Origin of the sequence: Streptomyces sp. NPDC053069 (assembly GCF_044546895.1) — a bacterium.
Lineage (GTDB): Bacteria > Actinomycetota > Actinomycetes > Streptomycetales > Streptomycetaceae > Streptomyces.
Genome location: NZ_JBITZN010000010.1, coordinates 20,596 through 40,422 on the forward strand (window position 1 = coordinate 20,596; position 19,827 = coordinate 40,422).

Sequence of the window (19,827 nt, forward strand, 5' to 3'; positions counted from 1 at the left end):
ATGGACCGCCGCATTTTCGGGCTGGAGAACGAGTACGGCGTCACGTGCACGTTCAGGGGACAGCGGCGCCTGTCTCCTGACGAGGTGGCGCGGTACCTCTTCCGCCGTGTCGTGTCATGGGGCCGCAGCAGCAATGTCTTTCTGCGAAACGGTGCCCGGCTGTATCTCGACGTGGGCTCACATCCGGAATACGCGACACCCGAATGTGACAACGTGATCGAACTGGTCACCCACGACAAGGCCGGCGAGCGCATTCTCGAAGGACTCCTGGTGGACGCGGAACGACGCCTGCACGAGGAGGGAATCGCGGGCGACGTCTACCTGTTCAAGAACAACACGGACTCGGCGGGCAACTCCTACGGCTGTCACGAGAACTATCTGGTGGCCCGGCACGGGGAGTTCTCGCGGCTCGCGGACATCCTCATCCCGTTCCTGGTGACACGGCAGCTGCTGTGCGGGGCGGGGAAGGTGCTGCAGACGCCGCGCGGTGCGGTGTACTGCGTCAGCCAGCGCGCGGAGCACATCTGGGAGGGTGTGTCCTCGGCGACGACCCGTTCGAGGCCCATCATCAACACGCGTGACGAGCCGCATGCGGACGCGGAGCGGTACCGCAGGCTGCATGTCATCGTCGGTGACTCGAACATGTCCGAGACGACGATGCTGCTGAAGGTCGGTGCCACGGACCTGGTGCTGCGCATGATCGAGGCGGGCACCGTGATGCGTGATCTGACCCTGGAGAACCCGATCCGGGCGATCCGCGAGGTCAGTCATGACATCACCGGCCGCCGCAAGGTGCGTCTGGCCAGCGGCCGGGAGGCCTCCGCGCTGGAGGTGCAGCGGGAGTACTTCGACAAGGCCGTGGATTTCTGCGATCGCCGCAGTATCCGTACGGGGACGGTCGCGCAGGTGCTGGAGCTGTGGGGCCGTACGCTGGACGCGATCGAGAGCGAGGAACTGGACCGGATCGCCACCGAGATCGACTGGGTGATGAAGTACAAGCTCATCGAGCGGTACCGGGCCAAGCACAACATGACGATGTCGCATCCGCGGGTCGCCCAGATAGACCTCGCCTACCACGACATCCACCGTCGTCGTGGCCTGTACTACCTGCTGGAGAAGAAGGGTCAGGCGGCCCGGGTCTGCAACGACTTGAAGATCTTCGAGGGCAAGTCGGTTCCGCCGCAGACCACTCGTGCGCGGTTGCGCGGTGACTTCATCCGGCGGGCACAGGAACAGCGCAGGGACTTCACGGTCGACTGGGTGCATCTGAAGCTCAACGACCAGGCGCAGCGGACCGTGTTGTGCAAGGACCCGTTCCGTTCCGTGGACGACCGGGTGGAGAAGCTGATCGCCGGAATGTAGGGGAAAGCGGGCGAGTCAAGCATTCCGGGTGTGCAATGCCGGAACGCCACACGGGCGTCGTACGTTTCCCGTACGGCGCCCTTCTCTCGCCGTAGAGTTGCGCGCACGCCATCACAGGACCGACCGATTACGAGGCTCTTCCGTGCGCCGACGCTCCCTCATCCTCGCTGCCGTACCCGCAGGACTGGTCACTGTTGCCGGTTGCGGTGACGGCACGTCCGGTTCCAGCAAGGCGAGTGCCTCGCCGTCGCCGTCGGTGTCCGCGCCGCCTCCGCCGAAGATCGTGGAAGGACCGCTGCCGGCGATCACGGCGGGTACGAAGTTCGGGGAGAAGCCGACCGTGGCCAAGGGGCCGGGTGAGCCGTCGAAGAACCTGGCGGCGAAGACGGTGATCGCGGGCAGTGGCCGTCCGATCGCGGAGAACGAGTTCGTCCGGGCGGACTACCTGGGGCAGATCTGGGACACGGGCAAGGTCTTCGACAACTCCTACGACAAGAAGCGGCCGCTGTTGCTGCAGCTGTCCCAGGGGCAGGTCATCGACGGCTGGCGGTATGCGCTGGCGGGCAAGAAGGTCGGCAGCCGGGTCGAGATCGCGGTGCCGCCCACCTGGGGTTACGGCAAGTCGGGTGAGCCGCGGGCGGGCATCAAGGGGACGGACACGCTGGTGTTCGTCATCGATCTGATCGATGCCTTCAACTCGAAGAGCTCGGTCAAGGGCAAGCCGGTCGCGCAGACGGACGCCGCGCTGCCGAAGGTGGCCACCAACACGGACGGCAATGTGCCCAAGGTGACCGTACCGAAGACGGATCCGCCGAAGAAGCTGGTCTCGACGTATGTCCTGGAGGGGGACGGTCCCGAGCTGAGGGCGGACCAGGCGGTGCTGTGCCAGTTCCAGGGGCTGGTCTGGGACAGTGGCAAAACCTTCCAGCGGACGTATGGCTCGGGTCGGCTCGCGCAGTTCGCGCTGGAGCAGATGCAGCAGGCGGTCAAGGGTCTGGCACAGGGTCTGACCGGCAAGAAGGTGGGCAGCCGAGTACTGATCGTGGTGCCGCCGGAGCTGGGTTACGGCGACACTCCGCCGAGTGGTGGTGTGGTCAAGAAGGGCGCGACGCTGGTGTTCACGGTGGACATCCTCGCGGCGTTGTAGCGGGCGGTGTCCGCGGGGGCGCCGGGCGTGGGGAGATGAAAGACTGTCCACGTTTCGTGTCGTACACAAGCAGGAGCTTTTGACGTGAGCATCGATAAGCCCGAGATCGACTTCCCGGGCGGCGAGCCCCCGGCGGACCTTGAGATCAAGGACATCTGGGAGGGCGACGGGCCGGTGGCGCAGGCGGGTCAGACCGTCACCGTCCACTATGTGGGTGTCGCCTTCAGCACGGGTGAGGAGTTCGACGCCAGCTGGAACCGGGGCACCCCGTTCCGCTTCCCGCTGGGTGCGGGCCGTGTCATCGCGGGCTGGGACCAGGGTGTGCAGGGCATGAAGGTCGGCGGCCGCCGCCAGCTGACGATCCCCGCCCACCTCGCCTACGGCAACCAGAGCCCGACCCCGGCGATCAAGCCGGGCGAGACCCTGATCTTCGTGGTGGACCTGCTCGGCGTCTGATGCCGGTCTGATCCACGCCGGTCCGCTCCCGGTCGACCGGCCGGGTGCGACCGGATCCGATCACCTGGGGCCCATGCCTGCTCGGGCGTGGGCCCTCGGCTTTGCCACCGCACTGCGGAGCGGTACGGTCATCGCTCGGAAGCACCATAGGAAAGGCGAAGGGCGTCGATGGCCATTGCCAAGGCCGAGCGGCTGATGAACCTCGCGCTGTGTCTGCTCGGCACCCGTCGGCCGCTCAGCAAGCGCGAGCTGCGCGAGTCCATCGAGGCCTACCTCGAAGCAGGATCCGACGACTCCTTCAACCGGATGTTCGAGCGGGACAAGGACGACCTGCGTGAGCTGGGCCTGGTCATCGAGACGGTGGAGAACCTGGACGGCGAGGTCGGCTATCTGGCCCGCCGTGACAGCAACCGCCTGCCGCCGATCACCCTGGACGCCGAGGAGGCCGCGGCGCTCGGGCTGGCCGCGAAGGTGTGGCAGCAGGCCCGCCTCGCCGGTGCCGCCAGCGGTGCCCTGCAGAAGCTGCGGGCGGCAGGACTTCCCGAGGACGTCGACCCGTACGAGGCGCACGGTGCGCTGGAACCGCGTATCCCGGTGCACGAGGCCGCCTTCGAGCCGCTGATGCTGGCCTGCCGGGACCGCCGTCCGGTCCTCTTCGACTACCGCAAGGCCTCCGCCGTCCACCCCGAGCCCCGGCATGTGGAGCCGTGGGCGCTGGAGTGCTGGCGCGGGCACTGGTACCTGGCCGGTTTCGACCGGGAGCGTGGTGCCGAGCGCGTCTTCCGGCTCTCCCGGATCACCGGCCGGGTCCGCTCGCGCGGTACGGGCTTCACCGCTCCCGTGCCCGACGTCGTCACCGTCCGGGAGACCGTGGCGAGCTGGGCGGGCGAGATCGCCGACGGTACGGCCCTGATCCGACTGCGCTCCGGCGCCGGTTACCCCCTTCGGGCGAAGGCCGCCGTGGTCCGGGAACTCGGTGACGGCTGGGACGAGTTGGAGATTCCGTACGGGCACGGCCTGGACGCCTGGCTGGTGGAGTTCGGGCCGGACGTGGTGGTCCTGGAGCCGGCCGAGCTGCGCGCCGACGTGGTGGACCGGCTGCGTGCCGTGGCGAAGGGCTGAGGGGGAGCAGGACTGTGGCAGGCAAACCGGTCAGGCCCGTGAACGCCATCGACCAGACCCGGCGGATGCTCTCCCTGGTGACCTATCTCCGGGAGCGTCCCGGCGCGCGGATCGCGGACGTCGCGCGTGCCTTCGGTATCACCGAGGACGAACTGGTCGCCGATCTCGATCTGCTGCCCATGTGCGGCACCAGCTTCCGCGGCGGCGATCTGCTGGACATCGACACCGACGGCGAGCGGATCTGGTGGCACAATCCGGCCGCGCTCGGCGAGGAGGCGGCCGAGCCGCTGCGGCTCGCCGCCGATGAGGCCACGGCCCTGCTGGTCGCCGCCCGCGCGGTGGCCACGCTGCCGGGCCTGCGTGAGGGCGACCGGCAGGCCCTGCTGCGGGCCACCGCCAAGGTGGAGGCCGCCGCCGGTGAGGCCGCCGGCGCGAGTTCCCGGCTGTCCGTGACCTTCGAGTCCGAAGGCGGAGTCTTCGCCGATGTCGACCGGGCGATCTCCGAGCGCCGCCGACTGTGGATCCGCTACTACTCCCCGGCCCGTGACGAGGTCACCGAGCGCGAGATCGACCCGATCCGCCTGGTCAGCGTCGGCCACACCTATGTGGAGGCCTGGTGCCGCCGCTCCGAGGCCCGGCGCACCTTCCGGCTCGACCGGGTCGCGGAGATCAGGATCCTGGACGAGCCGTCCGCGCCGCCCGAGATCGAACTGCGGGACCTGTCCGAGGCCCTGGTGCAGCCGGCCGCCGAGGATCCGGAGGTCGTCGTCGAGGTCGGCCCGGGCGGCCGCTGGGTGGCGGAGTACTACCCGCACGACAGCGCCGATGAGCTTCCCGACGGCGGGCTGCGTATCACTCTGCGCACCCCCGATCCGGCGTCCCTGCGCCGGCTGGCGCTGCGGCTCGGCCGCGACGGCCGGATCGTCTCCCCGCCGGAGCTGGCCGAAAGCGCCCGGAGGGCAGCCGCGGAGGCCTTGGCGGCGTACGACACGGCGCCGTCGGCGTGAGCCGGCGGGGTTGCTGCGGCAGGGCCGGCGAGGGGCGCACCCGCAGGGCGCGGGGCTGTGCCGGATACGTGGCTCCGCCGCGCTGGAGGTCCGCCCGGGTTCGAGCGAAGCCGGGCACTCGGGGGAGCGACCGGCCACCACGGCGCCGCAGACGATCGACGGCACATCACGGCAGGAAAGAGGAGCAGGCTGTGAGCGAGTGTGCGGGTGAGATGACAGCGGCGGCCGCCTTCGGCGGGATGAGAAGAGTGGCCCCCGTGGTGTTCAAGGCGGGCTGCCCCGACTGCCGGGGCCGCTTCGAGCTCGCCGCGAGCGCGCTGCGTCTCGCCATCGGCGCCAGCAGACGGACGACGTTCTACTCCTTCACCTGCCCCGAGTGCGGTGCCGCCGTCCGCAAGCCCGCCGGGGAACGCATCGTCGAGCTGCTCACCGGCGGCGGGGTCCGGACGCTCAGGCTGCACACCACCGTCTAGTCTCGACGTCATGTTCTGGCCGATGTTCGCGGTAGTGCTGGGTTTCCTGGGTCTCGCTGTGCTGGGGGTGCTCGCCGTCCGGGTCTTCCTGGAGGCGCGGCGCCTCGGTCAGCAGGTCGCGGACTCCGCGAGCCGTATCAACAGGGCGGCGGAAGACCTGGAGCGGGCGGCCGTGAGTGCGGCCCGGGCCGTGGACACCCTGTGATCGCGTGATGTTGTGCGCTTTGGGGCACTTCGCCCTGTCACCGTGCCCGCCCAGGAAGGTACGCTGCTGGTCGCGGCCCGGAGAACGAGGCTCGGTCCGCAGAGCAGGAGTACGCACGGGGATTGTCCACCGTTCACCCCAGGGCGTTACGATCGCTGCCAGCACGATGGTCAGACATTTGTCCGGCCCGTCGGACATGCCCCGCCGCCCCGCCTCGGTGAGAAGGTGAAGATTTATGTTCCGCAACGGACTTGAGCCGTGGCACCTGGTGCTGCTGATTCTGGTGATCCTCCTGGTGTTCGGCTCCAAGAAGCTCCCGGACATGGCGCGCTCGCTCGGCAAGTCCGCTCGCATCCTGAAGAGCGAGGCGAAGGCGATGAAGGACGACGGCAAGCAGTCCGCCGGCACCGCCCAGTCCGCCGAGGAGCCCGCTCCGGCTCAGCGCACGATCCAGGCCGCCCCCGGCGATGTGACCAGCTCCCGCCCGGTCAACGAGCCGACAGACACGACCCAGCGCTGACGCGAGGGCCGGGGGTCCGGTCCACTGCACGAGATGAGGATGTGGGTTGCTCAAGTCTGCCCGCAACAAGGAGAGGGATCCCGAGGGGCGGATGCCGCTCGCGGATCACTTGCGTGAGCTGCGCAACCGGCTCGCGAAGGGTGTCCTGGCGATCGTGGTCGTCACGATCGTGGCGGCGTTCTTCTACAGGGACATCGTCAACTTCATCACCGAGCCGGTGCTCAAGGAGATCGGCTGCGACCAGTCCTTCGGTGAGCTGGCCAAGGCGAAGAACGTCCACTGCGCGCACATCACCGTCAGCGGGCTGCTGGCACCGTTCACCCTGGTCCTGAAGGTCGCCCTGATGGCCGGTGTCGTGCTCGCGTCGCCGGTCTGGCTCTACCAGCTGTGGGCGTTCGTCGCGCCGGGCCTGCACCGTCACGAGAAGAAGTACGCCTACGCGTTCGTCGGTTTCGGCTTCCCGCTCTTCCTCGGCGGCGGTTACCTCGCGTTCCACGTGCTGCCCACCACAGCGCGGGTGATGATCAACCTCACGCCGAGCGGCGCGGAGAACCTGCTGCCGCTGGACGACCTGCTGGACCTGGTCACCCGCATGATCGTCGTCTTCGGCCTCGCCTTCGAGATGCCGTTGCTGCTGGTCATGCTCAACCTCACCGGCGTCCTGTCCGGGCGGCGCATGCTCGGCTGGTGGCGCGGCATGGTCGTCGGCATCACCGCCTTCGCGGCCGTGGCCACGCCCAGCCCCGACCCGACGATGATGCTGGCACTGGCGGCGCCGATCTGGGTGCTCTACTTCATCGCCGTGGCCATCGCGCTGCTCAACGACCGGCGCCGGGCCCGCCGCGAAGCCGCAGGTCCTGGCGACGACGAGGCGTCCGAACTGGACCTCACGCCCGAGGAGATCGGCGATGTGGAGGCGGTGACCGCGAGCACCGCACCCGAGCTGCCCGGCACGGACCGGGTCAACGGCTACGACGACGTGACCTGAGCCCGCGCCGCACCGAGCCGCGCACGATGCCCCCGCCCTGCAAGGGCGGGGGCATCGCTCTGTGCCGGTCGTCCTTGTCGATCAGCCCACTTCCGGATAATGATCGTCCTGTTGTCAGTGGCGCCCGGTACGCTCGGAAGCACGATGACAGAGGACCTCTCACCGGCCGAGCGGTACGCGGCAGCCCGCAGGCGGGCAGCCGAGCAGGCCACCGCGCTCGCGTCCTTCCGCGAGATGTACGACTTCGGCCTCGACCCCTTCCAGATCGAGGCCTGCCAGGCACTCGAGGAGGGCAAGGGTGTACTGGTGGCCGCCCCCACCGGCTCGGGCAAGACGATCGTGGGCGAGTTCGCCGTCCACCTCGCCCTCCAAGAGGGCAAGAAGTGCTTCTACACGACACCCATCAAGGCGCTGTCGAACCAGAAGTACGCCGACCTGTGCCGTCGCTACGGCACCGGCAAGGTCGGCCTGCTCACCGGCGACAACAGCGTGAACTCCGAGGCGCCGGTCGTCGTGATGACCACCGAGGTCCTGCGGAACATGCTGTACGCCGGCTCCCAGACCCTCCTCGGCCTCGGCTACGTGGTCATGGACGAGGTGCACTACCTCTCCGACCGCTTCCGCGGCGCCGTCTGGGAAGAGGTGATCATCCACCTGCCCGAGTCGGTGACCCTGGTCTCACTGTCGGCGACCGTCTCCAACGCCGAGGAGTTCGGTGACTGGCTGGACACCGTCCGCGGCGACACCGAGGTGATCGTCTCCGAGCACCGGCCCGTGCCGCTGTTCCAGCACGTGCTCGCCGGACGCAGGATGTACGACCTGTTCGAGGAGGGCGAGGGCCACAAGAAGGCCGTCAACCCCGACCTGGTCCGCCTGGCCCGTATGGAGGCGACGAGGCCGTCGTACCAGGACCGGCGGCGCGGCCGTGCGATGCGCGAGGCCGACCGGGAGAGGGAGCGCAGACAGCGCGCCCGGGTGTGGACGCCGGGCCGCCCCGAGGTCATCGAGCGGCTGGACGCCGAGGGCCTGCTTCCGGCCATCACCTTCATCTTCAGCCGTGCCGCCTGCGAGGCCGCCGTCCAGCAGTGCCTGTACGCGGGCCTGCGGCTCAACGACGAGGAGGCGCGGGAACAGGTCCGCGCCCTGGTCGAGGAGCGCACGTCGCACATCGCGCCGGAGGACCTGCACGTCCTCGGGTACTACGAATGGCTGGAGGGCCTGGAGCGGGGCATCGCCGCCCATCACGCGGGCATGCTGCCGACCTTCAAGGAGGTCGTCGAGGAGCTGTTCGTACGTGGCCTGGTCAAGGCGGTGTTCGCGACCGAGACCCTCGCGCTCGGCATCAACATGCCCGCCCGCTCGGTGGTGCTGGAGAAGCTCGTCAAGTGGAACGGCGAGCAGCACGCCGACATCACACCGGGCGAGTACACCCAGCTGACGGGCCGTGCGGGCCGCCGGGGCATCGACGTCGAGGGGCACGCGGTCGTGCTGTGGCAGCGCGGCATGAGCCCCGAGCACCTCGCCGGCCTCGCGGGCACCCGCACGTACCCGCTGCGCTCCAGCTTCAAGCCGTCGTACAACATGGCGGTCAACCTGGTCGAGCAGTTCGGCCGGCACCGCTCGCGCGAGCTGCTGGAGACCTCCTTCGCACAGTTCCAGGCGGACAAGTCGGTCGTCGGGATCTCCCGCCAGGTGCAGCGCAACGAGGAAGGCCTGGCCGGCTACAAGGCATCCATGACCTGCCACCTCGGCGACTTCGAGGAGTACGCGCGGCTGCGCCGCGAGCTGAAGGACCGGGAGACCGAGCTGGCCCGGCAGGGCGCCAACCAGCGGCGCGCCGAGGCCGCCAGTGCCCTGGAGCGGCTCAAGCCGGGCGACGTCATCCACGTGCCCACGGGCAAGTACGCCGGTCTTGCCCTGGTGCTGGACCCCGGCCTGCCCGCCGGCCGGTCCAACGGCCACCGCGGCTACGACCACTACGACGGGCCGCGCCCGCTGGTGCTGACCGCCGAACGGCAGGTCAAGCGGCTGGCGTCGATGGACTTCCCGGTGCCGGTGGAGCCGCTGGACCGGATGCGGATCCCGAAGTCCTTCAACCCGCGCTCGCCGCAGTCCCGCCGCGACCTGGCCTCCGCGCTGCGCAGCAAGGCCGGGCACATCCCGCCGGAGCGGGCTCGCAAGAAGCGCTCGCAGGCCGCCGACGACCGCGAGATCGCCCGGCTGCGGACCGCGATCCGCGCCCACCCGTGCCACGGCTGCAACGACCGTGAGGACCACGCCCGTTGGGCCGAGCGCTACCACCGGCTGCTGCGCGACACCTCGCAGCTGGAGCGCCGGATCGAGGGCCGTACGAACACCATCGCGCGGACCTTCGACCGGATCGTGGCCCTGCTGACCGAGCTGGACTATCTGCGCGGCAACGAGGTCACCGAGCACGGCAAGCGGCTCGCCCGGCTGTACGGCGAACTCGACCTGCTGGCCAGCGAGTGCCTGCGCGAGGGAGTCTGGGAAGGGCTCGGCCCGGCCGAACTCGCGGCCTGCGTCTCGGCGTTGGTGTACGAGGCACGGGTCGGCGACGACGCGATGGCGCCCAAGCTGCCCTCGGGCAAGGCGAAGGCCGCGCTCAGCGAGATGGTGCGGATCTGGGGCCGGCTGGACGGTCTGGAGGAGGATTTCCGGATCAACCAGACCGAGGGCGTCGGACAGCGGGAGCCGGACCTCGGCTTCGCCTGGGCCGCGTACATGTGGGCCTCGGGCAAGGGGCTCGACGAGGTGCTGCGCGAGGCGGAGATGCCGGCGGGGGACTTCGTACGGTGGTGCAAGCAGGTCATTGACGTTCTGGGCCAGATTTCCGCCGCCGCGCCCTCCGAGGGATCGACCGTGGCGAAGGCCGCGCGCAAGGCCGTGGATCAGTTGCTGCGAGGGGTCGTCGCCTACTCGTCGGTGGGGTGACCGGTCGCCTCGCGGATGCGAGGTGCTGTGAAGGGGCTGCTTCTGCGGCCCCTTCACTCATTACGGGGGGTGCTCTCGCACGCCCGGGCTGCGTTACCGAAAGCGTTCGAATGATAGCCCAGCGTGTAAATAATCCGAGCGTACTCCTGTTGCGCAGGCGATTTCAGGTGCTTGCCGAATATGACACGGCGATGATCCGGTCGGACTAAGCTCGCCCGCGGCGCACCGAGTTGAGGTAATTCGTGCGCTTGTTCCCAAACATGCGACAGATCCCAACAGTTCCATGAACCTTCCCCCCGAAAGCTCTCCCGACACCCAGCCGATTCGTCTCAGAAGGCATCCATGGTGAGTGTTCAGAAGCCTCCCGGCGGCCGCGAACGTCCCTATGCGCGCGTGCTGTTGCCCCCGGCCATAGTGATGGCCGCCGCGACCGGAGCCGCCGTCGCCCTGGCGCCGGCGTCGGCCCGCATGGCCGTCGGCGCGCTCGGGGCGCTGGCCCTGCTGCTGGTCCTCGCCACGGGTGCGGAGGCCGCCCGCCGCGGCCGCAGGCTCCGCGAGCAACAGGCCGAGTACGCCCGTCACACCGCGTATCTGGAGCGCCGGCTCGCCGCCCACGACCAGCTGATCGCGCGCTTCGCCGCCGACGTCATCCCGTACGGCCTGCAGCGGCTGCGCGCCGGCGAACCGCTGCGGGACGTACTGGTCAACGTCTACGACACCGACCCCGAACTGCGCGGTCTGCCCGAGATGTACCGCGAGATGTACCGGGTCGCGCTGCGCGGCGCCGACCACGAGATCTCGATGCGCGACGCCACCGAGCGCTCCTACGTGAGCATCGCCCGCCGCGTCCAGGCCATCGTCCACCAGCAGTCCAATGAACTGCGGGAGATGGAGGAGGACCACGGCCGCAACCCCGAGGTCTTCGACGACCTGCTGCGCATCGACCACGGCACCTCGCTGATCGGCCGCCTCGCCGACACCATCGCCGTCCTCGGCGGCGGCCGCCCCGGCCGCCAGTGGCCCCTGCCGGTCTCCCTCTACAGCACGCTGCGCGGCGCCATGTCGCGCATCCTGGAGTACCGCCGCATCCAGCTGAACTCGATCGTCAACATCAACATCAAGGGCACCGCCGTCGAGCCGGTCATCCACGCCGCCGCCGAACTCCTCGACAACGCCACCCGCTACTCGCCGCCCTCGACCAAGGTGCACGTCAACGCCACCGAGGTGCAGGCCGGCATCGCCATCGAGATCGAGGACGCCGGCGTCAGCCTCAGCGAGGAGTCCCGGGCCCGCATCGAGCAGATGATCGAGGACGCCAAGAACGGCGACGACGCCCACAACCTCGGCGAGAACCCGCGCCTCGGCCTCGCCGTCGTCGGCCGCCTGTGCAAGTTCTTCGACATGGAGGTCTCGCTGCGCGCCTCCGCCTACGGCGGCGTCCGCGCGATCCTCATCGTGCCGCGCGTCATGACCACCACCGAGCCCGGAGTCGGGGCCGCCCACGGCATCGGCGCCACCGGCGCGCCCGTGCCCGCGCTCGGCGCCGTCGAGGGCCCCAAGCGCCCGCCGAAGAGGCGCCGTCCCACCAGCCCCAAGATCCCCGCCGGGATCACCATGGAGGACGACGTACCCGAGGTCACGGAGTGGACGGCGGGCGGACTGCCGCAGCGCCGCAGCCGGATGAAGACCCCGCTGAGCCAGCGCTTCGCCGAGAAGGCGGAGGTCGAGCGGGCCGAGCGCGAGGGCAGGCCCACCGTCTGGTCGCAGCCCAGGACCGCCCCGAAGCCGGAGCCCGAGATCGACCCCGAGCGCAAGAAGCTCATGGAGCGGCCGATCGGCCAGGGGATCGAGGACTTCTGGAACGGCCTGCGCAAGGGCATGCCCGAGGGCGCCACCGGGCCCGAACTGACCGACTTCACAAGGCACCCGGAAAAGTACGTGCACCTGCTCAACGACTATGCGGACGAGCCCGTCGAGGGCGCCACCGAGGCCGACGACGAGGGGGACCTCAAGTGATCCAGCAGCGAGGCAACATCGACTGGATGCTCAAGCAGCTCAACGACGGCGTACCGGGCATCGAGATGATCGTGGTCCTCTCCGCCGACGGACTGCGCATCGCCCGCTACGGCGGCGACCCCGACGCCGCCGACCGCGTGGCCGCCGCCTGCGCGGGCGTACAGAGCCTGGCCGGCGCCATCATCAAGGAGCTCCCCGGCGCCGGCGACATGCAGGTCGTCGTCTTCGAGATCGACGGCGGCTACTTCTATCTCATGAACGCCGGCGACAACGCCTACCTCGCCGTGCTCGCCGACGTGACCTGCGAACCGGGCCGGATGAGCGGCATGATGCGCGACCTCGTCGTACGGATCGGCGCCCATCTCACCAGTCCGCCCCGGCGGAACGGGCAGACCGTATGACTCCTCCACGACGCAAACGGCGCGAGCCGAAGCCCCCGCCCCCTCCGCCGCCGCCCGCGCCGAAACCGGAGGACGCAGAGGCCGAGCCCAAGAACCCCGAACGGCTGTACACCGTCGCCGGATCCGAGGACGGCGCCCGCGCCAAACTCGACCTCGTGACCTTGATCGTGGCGCGCGACGCCCCCCAGCCGGCCGCCTCACCGGAGCAGGCCGCGGTCCTGCGGCTGTGCGCCAACCCCCTGTCCGTGGCCGAGCTGTCGGCCTATCTGAACCTGCCGTTCAGCGCGATGACCGTCCTGATCACCGAGCTGATCACGGCCGAACTGGTGCAGGTACGCGCCCCGATCGTCCGTCAGGTCGTACCCGACCGTTCACTCCTCGAAGCGGTGATGCATGGACTTCAAAGGCTCTGACACCATCCCCGGCCCGCGCACCGAGGATCATCTGCCGCACACGGCCCAGGCCGCGGTGAAGATCGTGATCGTGGGCGGCTTCGGTGTCGGCAAGACCACCATGGTCGGCTCCGTCAGCGACATCAGACCGCTGACCACCGAGGAGACCATGACCCAGGCCGGTATCGGCGTGGACGACAACTACGGCTCCGAATCCAAGACCGCCACCACCGTGGCCATGGACTTCGGCCGCATCAGCATCACCGACAAGCTGGTGCTCTACCTCTTCGGCACCCCCGGCCAGGAGCGCTTCTGGTTCCTGTGGAACGGCCTGTTCGAAGGCGCGCTCGGCGCGGTCGTCCTCGTCGACACCCGGCGTCTGGAGGTCAGCTTCGACGTCATGGGCCGGCTGGAGGAACGCGGCGTGCCCTTCGTCGTCGCCGTCAACTCCTTCCCGGACGCTCCCCATTACCCCGTCGAGGAACTGCGCACCGCACTCGATCTGACCCCGGAGATCCCGATCATCGAGTGCGACGTGCGCCGCCGGGCCTCCAGCAAGGACGTCCTGATGACCCTGATGCGCTTCCTGCACTCGATCGCCCTGACCGGCGCCCTCACCTGACCCGCAGCCCACCGACCACCCCCGCATTCTTTTTGTTCCGGAGCGACACCGTGACGTCTGAACCCTCCCTGACCGACACCGACCCCACCTCCTTCCCGCCGCCGGGCTGTCCCGCGCACGGCCTCGGTCCCGGCGGGCTGCACCGGCTCTACGGCCCCGACGCGCAGGACCTGGGCGACCTCTACGAGCGGCTGCGGGAGCAGCACGGCTCCGTGGCGCCCGTACTGCTCCACGACGACGTACCCATGTGGGTGGTCCTCGGGCACGCCGAGAATCTGCACATGGTCCGCAGCCCCTCCCTGTACACCCGCGACAGCCGGATCTGGAGCCCGCTGGCCGACGGCATGGTCAAGCCCGACCACCCGCTCATGCCGCACATCGCCTGGCAGCCGATCTGCTCGCACGCCGAGGGCGACGAGCACCAGCGGCTGCGCGCGGCGGTCACCGCGGCCATGGCCACCATCGACCACCGCAGCATGCGCCGCCACATCGGCCGCTACACCCAGGGCCTGGTCAACAGCTTCTGCGAACGCGGCCGGGCCGACCTGGTCTCCCAGTTCGCCGAGCACCTGCCGATGGCCGTCATGTGCGAGATCCTCGGCATGCCGGAGGAGTACAACGACCGGATGGTGCAGGCCGCCCGGGACGCCCTGAAGGGCACCGAGACCGCCATCCAGAGCCACGCCTATGTCATGGACGCGCTCAGCCGCCTCACCACCCGGCGCCGCGCCCGGCCCGAGGACGACTTCACCAGTCACCTCGTCACCCACCCGGCCGGACTCGGCGACGACGAGGTCCGCGAACACCTGCGGCTCGTCCTCTTCGCGGCCTACGAGGCCACCGCGAACCTCCTCGCCAACGCGCTGCGCATGGTCCTCACCGAGCCCGGCTTCCGCGCTCAGCTCAGCGGCGGACAGATGACCGTGCCCGAGGCGATCGAGCAGTCCCTGTGGGACGAGCCGCCGTTCAGCACCGTCCTCGGCTACTACGCCAAGCAGGACACCGAGCTGGGCGGGCAGCGCATCCGCAAGGGCGACGGCCTGCTCTTCGCGCCCGCCCCGGGCAACCTCGACCCGCGCATCCGCCCGGACCTGTCCGCGAGCATGCAGGGCAACCGTTCCCACCTCGCCTTCGGCGGCGGCCCCCACGAGTGCCCCGGCCAGGACATCGGCCGTGCGATCGCCGACGTCGGCGTCGACGCGCTGCTGATGCGGCTGCCCGACGTCCAGCTCGACTGCGCGGAAGAGGAGTTGCGCTGGCGTTCGTCCATCGCCTCCCGGCACCTGGTGTCCCTGCCCGTGCGCTTCGAGCCGAAGCCGCAGCAGGACGTCGACGGCCCGCCCCGGCCCCTGGCCATCCCGCAGCAGCAGCCTTCGACGATCGAGCCGCGCACCACCACTGCCCGCCCCGTCGCACCCGAGCCCTACCGTCCGGCACCCGCGCCGGCGGCGCGGCCGCGGGGCGTGTGGCGGCGGCTGCTGCACTGGTGGCGCGGGGAGTGACCTAGCGATCCGCCGGCTTCGTTCGCACCCGGGGAGCCACATCGCGGCGGAGCCGCAGATCGAAAGGGCGCCGCGTTCCTTCGGGGGCGCACTCAGTCCACGTCGGCCCAGGCGCGGAGCACTCGCTCGCTGACGAACGAGTGCTCCGCCCCGGTGACCGGGTCGGTGAACTCCAGCCTGCGGGCGAGCAGTTGCAGCGGGTGTCGGAAGTCGCCGGCCGGCACCGGGGCGGTCACCTCCGGGTACAGCGGGTCGCCGAGGATGGGGACGCCCAGCGCGTTCAGATGCACCCGCAGCTGGTGGGTCTGCCCGGTCGCCGGGAGGAGCCGGTACCGGGCGAGCCCGCCCCGGTGCCCGGTCCGCTTCACATGGGTCTCGGCGTTCGGCTCGCCCTCGACCTCCCGGGCCTGCTGCACCCCGCGTTCCTTGACGATCCGGCTGCGCACGGTCCGGGGCAGGACCAGCGAGGGGTCGTACGGGGCGACCGCCTCGTACTCCTTGTGCACCCGCCGGTCCCGGAACAGCGTCTGGTACGCACCGCGCTCCTCGGGGCGCACGGTGAACAGCACCAGCCCCGCCGTGAGCCGGTCCAGCCGGTGCGCGGCGGTCAGCGTCGGTATGTCCAGCTCGCGGCGGAGCCGGGCCAGCGCGGTCTCGGCCACATGTGTGCCGCGCGGGGTCGTCGCGAGGAAGTGCGGCTTGTCGGCGACGACGATGTGGTCGTCGCGGTACACCACCTCCACCGGGAACGGCACCGGCACCTCGGCGGGCAACTCGCGGTGGAACCACACGAACATCCCCGGCCGGTACGGCGCGTCCGGCGCCACCGCCCGTCCGTCGGCGCCCACGACCCGCCCCGCGTCGAACATCGACTCGACCATCCCGGGTCCGGCGCCCGTCAGCCGCGCCACCAGATGCTCCCGCACGGTGGCCCACGTCCCGTCGTGCGGCAGCCGCACCCGCACGGGGTCGACACCGTCGATCTGGGGGAGCGGGGCGGGCGGGGGCGGGGTACGGCGTCTCATCGGGGTCAAGGGTACGAGGCGGAAACCGGGTGCGCCCACGGGCCGGTGGCCGTCAGGATGTGGATCATGCCCTTTCTCACCACTCCGGTACTGCCCGCCGGAACCCTCGCCCGTCGTCCCCAGCCGACCCTGTCGACCCGTGACGGTCTGGTCCTGCGCCCGTGGCGGGCCGAGGACGCGCCCGCCGTGTACGCGGCCATGCAGGATCCGGTCATGCAGCAGTGGCACCTGAGGTCCGCCGAGTCCGTGGCGGAGGTCGCCGGCTGGATCGAGCAGTGGCAGGCGTACTGGGCCGCCGAACACAGCGCCCAGTGGGCCGTCGTCCACGAGACGACGGACGAACTGCTGGGCCGGATGGCGCTGCGCCAACTCGTGCTCGGTGACGGATGTGCCGAGATCGCGTACTGGACGGTGGCACAGGCCCGGGGTCTCGGCGTGGCTGCCCGCGCGGCGACCGCGCTCAGCCACTGGGCCTTGGACGAGATCGGTTTCCACCGCCTCGAACTCCTGCATGCTGCCGCCAACGAGGCCTCCTGCCGCGTTGCCGTGAAGGCCGGCTTCACCCTTGAGGGCACCAAGCGCAGCGCGCTGCTGCACGCCGACGGCTGGCACGACATGCACCTCCACGCACGCGTACAAGGCGACTGAGCATCGGTGTGAAGATGTAGGGCATGCCCGCCTACGATCTCGCGAACCGACTCGTCGTCGGCATCGCCTCCAGCGCCCTGTTCGACCTGCGGGAGTCGGACGCGGTCTTCCGCGAGCAGGGCGAGGAGGCCTACCGGGCCTATCAGGAGGAGAACCGCGACACCACTCTCCGGCCGGGCATCGCCTTCGCCTTCATCCGACGGCTGCTGTCGCTGAACGATCTCGGCGAGCCCGGAGATCCGCTCGTCGAGGTCATCATCCTCTCCCGCAACGACCCCGACACCGGGCTGCGGGTCATGCGGTCGATCCAGGCCCACGGGCTGCCGATCAGCCGGGCGGTCTTCATGCAGGGCCGGTCCCCGTACAAGTTCATGCCCGCGCTGAACATGTCGCTGTTCCTGTCGGCGAACGGCAACGACGTGCGGGAGGCCGTCGCCGCGGGACTGCCCGCGGGGCATGTGCTCGGAGCGGCGTACCCGGACGACCCCGCCGACCGGGAGCTGCGGATCGCGTTCGACTTCGACGGGGTGCTCGCCAGTGACGCCGCCGAGCAGGTGTACCAGGCCGACGGACTGGAGGAGTTCCGCGCGCACGAGGCCCGTAACGCGGCGACGCCGCACGACCCCGGGCCGCTGCGGGATTTCCTCGCCGGGGTGAACCGGATACAGCGACGGGAGGAGGAGCGGCGCACGAGCGACCCGGGCTACGCGGTCCGGGTCCACGTCTCCATCGTGACCGCGCGCAACGCCCCCGCCCACGAGCGTGCCGTCAACAGCCTCAAGCAGTGGGGCGTGCGGGTCAACGACGCCTTCTTCCTCGGCGGGATAGACAAGGGCGCGGTCATGAAGGTGCTGGACCCGCACATCTTCTTCGACGATCAGGTGACGCACCTGCGCAGCACGTCCCGGACCACGCCCAGCGTCCACATCCCGTTCGGCAAGATCAACGAGGTGCCGACCTGAGCAGCGGTCAGGCCGCGGCCGCGCCGCTCTCCTGCTCGGCCTCGATGCGGGCGTTCCACTCCCGCTTGGAGGCCTGCCAGCCGTCCTCGTTGTGCCCCAGGCGCCAGTAGCCGGAGATCGACAGGTCCTCGCGCGGGATGCCCCGTTCGACCCGCAGCAGCCGGCGCAGCTCCTTCACGAAGCCCGCCTCGCCGTGCACGAACGCGTGCACCCGGCCGTCGGGGAACTCCAGCGCGCGTACGGCCTGAAGCAGCGCCTCGCCGACCGGCCGGTCGCCGCGGTGCAGCCAGACGACCTCCACCTCGGAGTCGATCTTCTGCTCCTCGCCGGGGCCGGACACCTCCACGAAGGCGTGCGCGCGGGCGCCGGCGGGCAGCGCCTCCAGCGACCGTGCGATGGCGGGCAGCGCGCTCTCGTCACCGACGAGCAGATGCCAGTCGGCGGCCGGGTCGGGGGCGTAGGCGCCGCCGGGGCCCATGAAGCGCACGGTCTCGCCCGGCTGCACCCGGGTGGCCCACGGTCCGGCCAGGCCCTCGTCGCCGTGGACGACGAAGTCCAGGGTCAGCTCCCTGTGTTCGGGATCCCAGGCGCGCACGGTGTAGGTCCGGGTCACCGGCCACTGCTCGCGCGGGAACTGTGCACGGATCCGCTCCAGGTCGAAGGGTTCCGGGTAGGTCACGCCGTCGGGGCCGAAGAGCAGCTTGACGTAGTGGTCGGTGCAGGTGTCCGCCGTGAAGTCGGCCAGGCCCTCGCCGCCGAGGACCACCCGCTGCATGTGCGGGGTCAGTCGCTCGGTGCGGATCACATGGGCGATACGGGCCTTGCGCGGCTTTCGTCCCGGACGCTCTGCCATCACGACCTCCTGCGGATTGGTTAGGTTTACCTAACTTACCATCTCGTTCGGAGTCAACACCTCTTTCCTGGGCGCGGGATGACAGCACTTTGCCGGAATATTCCGGGCCGGGTCACTCGGCGAGCGTGGTCAGCAGCCGCTGCAGCGAGCCGCCGAGCCCCCAGCGCTTGGCCAGCCACTCCAGCGCCGCCGGGTCGCGCGGGGCGTGCGGCAGCGCGGTGTCCACGTCCGGCAGCGGGACGTCGCCTGCCACCCGCACCACCTTCGGCGCGACCGCGACATACGGCCGGGCCTCGGTGAGCCGCTTGCGCTGCGACGGCGTGAGCTTCGCCCGCGGGTCGTCGACCGCCGCCATGATCCCGGCCAGGTCGCCGAACTCGGCGAGCAGCTTGGCGGCCGTCTTCTCGCCGATCCCGGCCACGCCCGGCAGGCCGTCGCTGGGGTCGCCGCGCAGCAGCGCGAGATCCGCGTACCCGCGCCCGTCGACCCCATACTTCTCGCGCAGCACGGCCTCGTCGGTCAGCTGCAGCGTGCCGACGCCCTTCAGCGGGTACAGCACCCGGATCCCGCGCGCGTCGTCCACCAGCTGGTACAGATCGCGGTCGCCGGTGACGATGTCCACCGGGCCCGTGGCGCGAGCGCTGTACGTGCCGATCACGTCGTCCGCCTCGTACCCCGCGACGCCGACCCGCGCGATGCCGAGCGCGTCCAGCACCTCCTCGATGACCGGCACCTGCGGGGAGAGGGTGTCCGGCACCTCCTCCTCGTCCGGCGCGCCCGCGTGCTCCTCGGCGACCCGGTGCGCCTTGTAGGTGGGGATGAGGTCCACCCGCCAACCCGGCCGCCAGTCGGCGTCCATGCACGCCACCAGCTGCTCGGGGCGGTGGTCCCTGACCAGCCGGTCGATGAAGTCCAGCAGCCCGCGCACGGCGTTCACGGGCGTGCCGTCCGGGGCCTTCACGGAGTCCGGGACGCCGAAGTAGGCGCGGAAGTACAGCGAAGCGGTGTCGAGGAGCATGAGTCGTCCGGTCACGCTCGCATCATGCCGTACGGCACTGACAGCCACCTCCGCGCCGGAACGCGTTGCGTGACGCGCAGTGCCGTGACCCCGGCCACGTGCGGGTTTGCCCCCGCTTGACCTGGGCAGGCGCGGCCTCTGTTCCGACCGCCGAGA

20 protein-coding genes are annotated in these 19,827 nt (G+C 70.2%); 17 read left to right on the forward strand and 3 right to left on the reverse strand.

All coding sequences use genetic code 11. The features are described 5' to 3' along the window. From pafA to ACIGXP_RS23370, 15 genes are all read left to right on the forward strand, one after another. Positions 1-1,362, forward strand: a complete 1,362-nt coding sequence (gene pafA / locus ACIGXP_RS23300) for a Pup--protein ligase (protein ID WP_351242663.1) — start codon at positions 1-3, stop codon at positions 1,360-1,362. Positions 1,363-1,504: 142 nt separating this feature from the next. Continuing rightward, positions 1,505-2,509, forward strand: a complete 1,005-nt coding sequence (locus tag ACIGXP_RS23305) for an FKBP-type peptidyl-prolyl cis-trans isomerase (protein ID WP_399771117.1) — start codon at positions 1,505-1,507, stop codon at positions 2,507-2,509. Positions 2,510-2,593: 84 nt separating this feature from the next. Further along, the gene (locus ACIGXP_RS23310; protein ID WP_351206614.1) at positions 2,594-2,965 is read left to right on the forward strand and encodes an FKBP-type peptidyl-prolyl cis-trans isomerase; all 372 of its coding nucleotides are present in this window, start codon (positions 2,594-2,596) and stop codon (positions 2,963-2,965) included. A 168-nt stretch (positions 2,966-3,133) separates the two neighbouring features. After that, positions 3,134-4,087: a helix-turn-helix transcriptional regulator gene (locus ACIGXP_RS23315; protein WP_399771120.1), complete on the forward strand. Its 954-nt coding sequence runs from the start codon at positions 3,134-3,136 to the stop codon at positions 4,085-4,087. A gap of 14 nt (positions 4,088-4,101) precedes the next feature. Next, positions 4,102-5,094: a WYL domain-containing protein gene (locus ACIGXP_RS23320; protein ID WP_363216671.1), complete on the forward strand. Its 993-nt coding sequence runs from the start codon at positions 4,102-4,104 to the stop codon at positions 5,092-5,094. A gap of 212 nt (positions 5,095-5,306) precedes the next feature. Beyond that, positions 5,307-5,567 carry a hypothetical protein gene (locus ACIGXP_RS23325; protein WP_399771569.1) on the forward strand — a complete coding sequence of 87 codons (261 nt, stop codon included), beginning with the start codon at positions 5,307-5,309 and terminating at the stop codon, positions 5,565-5,567. 10 nt (positions 5,568-5,577) lie between these two features. After that, positions 5,578-5,772 (forward strand): hypothetical protein, encoded by a 195-nt coding sequence (locus ACIGXP_RS23330; protein WP_363216672.1) that lies wholly within the window; start codon positions 5,578-5,580, stop codon positions 5,770-5,772. A gap of 235 nt (positions 5,773-6,007) precedes the next feature. Then, the gene (gene tatA, locus ACIGXP_RS23335) at positions 6,008-6,292 is read left to right on the forward strand and encodes a Sec-independent protein translocase subunit TatA (protein ID WP_363216673.1); all 285 of its coding nucleotides are present in this window, start codon (positions 6,008-6,010) and stop codon (positions 6,290-6,292) included. Positions 6,293-6,338: 46 nt separating this feature from the next. Then, on the forward strand, positions 6,339-7,280 hold the full coding sequence (gene tatC, locus ACIGXP_RS23340; protein WP_399771125.1) for a twin-arginine translocase subunit TatC: 942 nt from the start codon (positions 6,339-6,341) through the stop codon (positions 7,278-7,280). Positions 7,281-7,379: 99 nt separating this feature from the next. Further along, positions 7,380-10,232, forward strand: a complete 2,853-nt coding sequence (locus tag ACIGXP_RS23345; protein ID WP_363216675.1) for a DEAD/DEAH box helicase — start codon at positions 7,380-7,382, stop codon at positions 10,230-10,232. Between the two features lie 342 nt (positions 10,233-10,574). Then, positions 10,575-12,248: a sensor histidine kinase gene (locus ACIGXP_RS23350; protein WP_399771128.1), complete on the forward strand. Its 1,674-nt coding sequence runs from the start codon at positions 10,575-10,577 to the stop codon at positions 12,246-12,248. Beyond that, on the forward strand, positions 12,245-12,649 hold the full coding sequence (locus ACIGXP_RS23355; protein ID WP_351242683.1) for a roadblock/LC7 domain-containing protein: 405 nt from the start codon (positions 12,245-12,247) through the stop codon (positions 12,647-12,649). Before ACIGXP_RS23350 ends, ACIGXP_RS23355 begins: the two co-directional genes overlap by 4 nt. After that, the gene (locus tag ACIGXP_RS23360; protein WP_363216677.1) at positions 12,646-13,062 is read left to right on the forward strand and encodes a DUF742 domain-containing protein; all 417 of its coding nucleotides are present in this window, start codon (positions 12,646-12,648) and stop codon (positions 13,060-13,062) included. The genes ACIGXP_RS23355 and ACIGXP_RS23360 overlap by 4 nt, the downstream gene beginning before the upstream one ends. After that, entirely contained in the window at positions 13,043-13,663 is a 621-nt protein-coding gene (locus ACIGXP_RS23365; protein WP_363216678.1) for an ATP/GTP-binding protein, read from the forward strand. The genes ACIGXP_RS23360 and ACIGXP_RS23365 overlap by 20 nt, the downstream gene beginning before the upstream one ends. A 50-nt stretch (positions 13,664-13,713) precedes the next feature. Further along, positions 13,714-15,165, forward strand: coding sequence for a cytochrome P450 (locus ACIGXP_RS23370; protein WP_363216679.1), 1,452 nt, complete (start codon positions 13,714-13,716; stop codon positions 15,163-15,165). Between the two features lie 92 nt (positions 15,166-15,257). Here ACIGXP_RS23370 and ACIGXP_RS23375 read toward each other — a convergent pair whose 3' ends face one another. Next, entirely contained in the window at positions 15,258-16,190 is a 933-nt protein-coding gene (locus ACIGXP_RS23375; RefSeq protein WP_399771133.1) for a pseudouridine synthase, read from the reverse strand. A gap of 66 nt (positions 16,191-16,256) precedes the next feature. Here ACIGXP_RS23375 and ACIGXP_RS23380 point away from each other — a divergent pair, with 66 nt between their 5' ends. Beyond that, positions 16,257-16,838 (forward strand): GNAT family N-acetyltransferase, encoded by a 582-nt coding sequence (locus ACIGXP_RS23380; protein WP_399771136.1) that lies wholly within the window; start codon positions 16,257-16,259, stop codon positions 16,836-16,838. 23 nt (positions 16,839-16,861) lie between these two features. Continuing rightward, complete coding sequence (locus ACIGXP_RS23385) at positions 16,862-17,800, forward strand: 5'-nucleotidase (RefSeq protein ID WP_399771139.1); 939 nt, start codon at positions 16,862-16,864, stop codon at positions 17,798-17,800. A gap of 7 nt (positions 17,801-17,807) precedes the next feature. On the opposite strand, the gene ACIGXP_RS23390 is transcribed toward ACIGXP_RS23385, so the two are convergent. Together ACIGXP_RS23390 and ACIGXP_RS23395 are read right to left on the reverse strand one after the other, a co-directional pair. Beyond that, entirely contained in the window at positions 17,808-18,653 is an 846-nt protein-coding gene (locus ACIGXP_RS23390) for a siderophore-interacting protein (protein ID WP_363216683.1), read from the reverse strand. 112 nt (positions 18,654-18,765) lie between these two features. Next, positions 18,766-19,686: a 5'-3' exonuclease H3TH domain-containing protein gene (locus ACIGXP_RS23395; RefSeq protein WP_399771141.1), complete on the reverse strand. Its 921-nt coding sequence runs from the start codon at positions 19,684-19,686 to the stop codon at positions 18,766-18,768. Positions 19,687-19,827 lie beyond the last annotated feature (141 nt).

Bases quoted from the DNA above. Each gene is read 5' to 3' on its own strand.
- pafA (WP_351242663.1), top strand. From the start codon at position 1: ATGGACCGCCGCATTTTCGGGCTGGAGAACGAGTACGGCGTCACGTGC.
- ACIGXP_RS23315 (WP_399771120.1), top strand. From the start codon at position 3,134: ATGGCCATTGCCAAGGCCGAGCGGCTGATGAACCTCGCGCTGTGTCTG.
- ACIGXP_RS23325 (WP_399771569.1), top strand. From the start codon at position 5,307: ATGACAGCGGCGGCCGCCTTCGGCGGGATGAGAAGAGTGGCCCCCGTG.
- ACIGXP_RS23330 (WP_363216672.1), top strand. From the start codon at position 5,578: ATGTTCTGGCCGATGTTCGCGGTAGTGCTGGGTTTCCTGGGTCTCGCT.
- tatA (WP_363216673.1), top strand. From the start codon at position 6,008: ATGTTCCGCAACGGACTTGAGCCGTGGCACCTGGTGCTGCTGATTCTG.
- ACIGXP_RS23345 (WP_363216675.1), top strand. From the start codon at position 7,380: ATGATCGTCCTGTTGTCAGTGGCGCCCGGTACGCTCGGAAGCACGATG.
- ACIGXP_RS23350 (WP_399771128.1), top strand. From the start codon at position 10,575: ATGGTGAGTGTTCAGAAGCCTCCCGGCGGCCGCGAACGTCCCTATGCG.
- ACIGXP_RS23360 (WP_363216677.1), top strand. From the start codon at position 12,646: ATGACTCCTCCACGACGCAAACGGCGCGAGCCGAAGCCCCCGCCCCCT.
- ACIGXP_RS23365 (WP_363216678.1), top strand. From the start codon at position 13,043: ATGGACTTCAAAGGCTCTGACACCATCCCCGGCCCGCGCACCGAGGAT.
- ACIGXP_RS23375 (WP_399771133.1), bottom strand. From the start codon at position 16,190: ATGAGACGCCGTACCCCGCCCCCGCCCGCCCCGCTCCCCCAGATCGAC.
- ACIGXP_RS23380 (WP_399771136.1), top strand. From the start codon at position 16,257: ATGCCCTTTCTCACCACTCCGGTACTGCCCGCCGGAACCCTCGCCCGT.
- ACIGXP_RS23385 (WP_399771139.1), top strand. From the start codon at position 16,862: ATGCCCGCCTACGATCTCGCGAACCGACTCGTCGTCGGCATCGCCTCC.
- ACIGXP_RS23390 (WP_363216683.1), bottom strand. From the start codon at position 18,653: ATGGCAGAGCGTCCGGGACGAAAGCCGCGCAAGGCCCGTATCGCCCAT.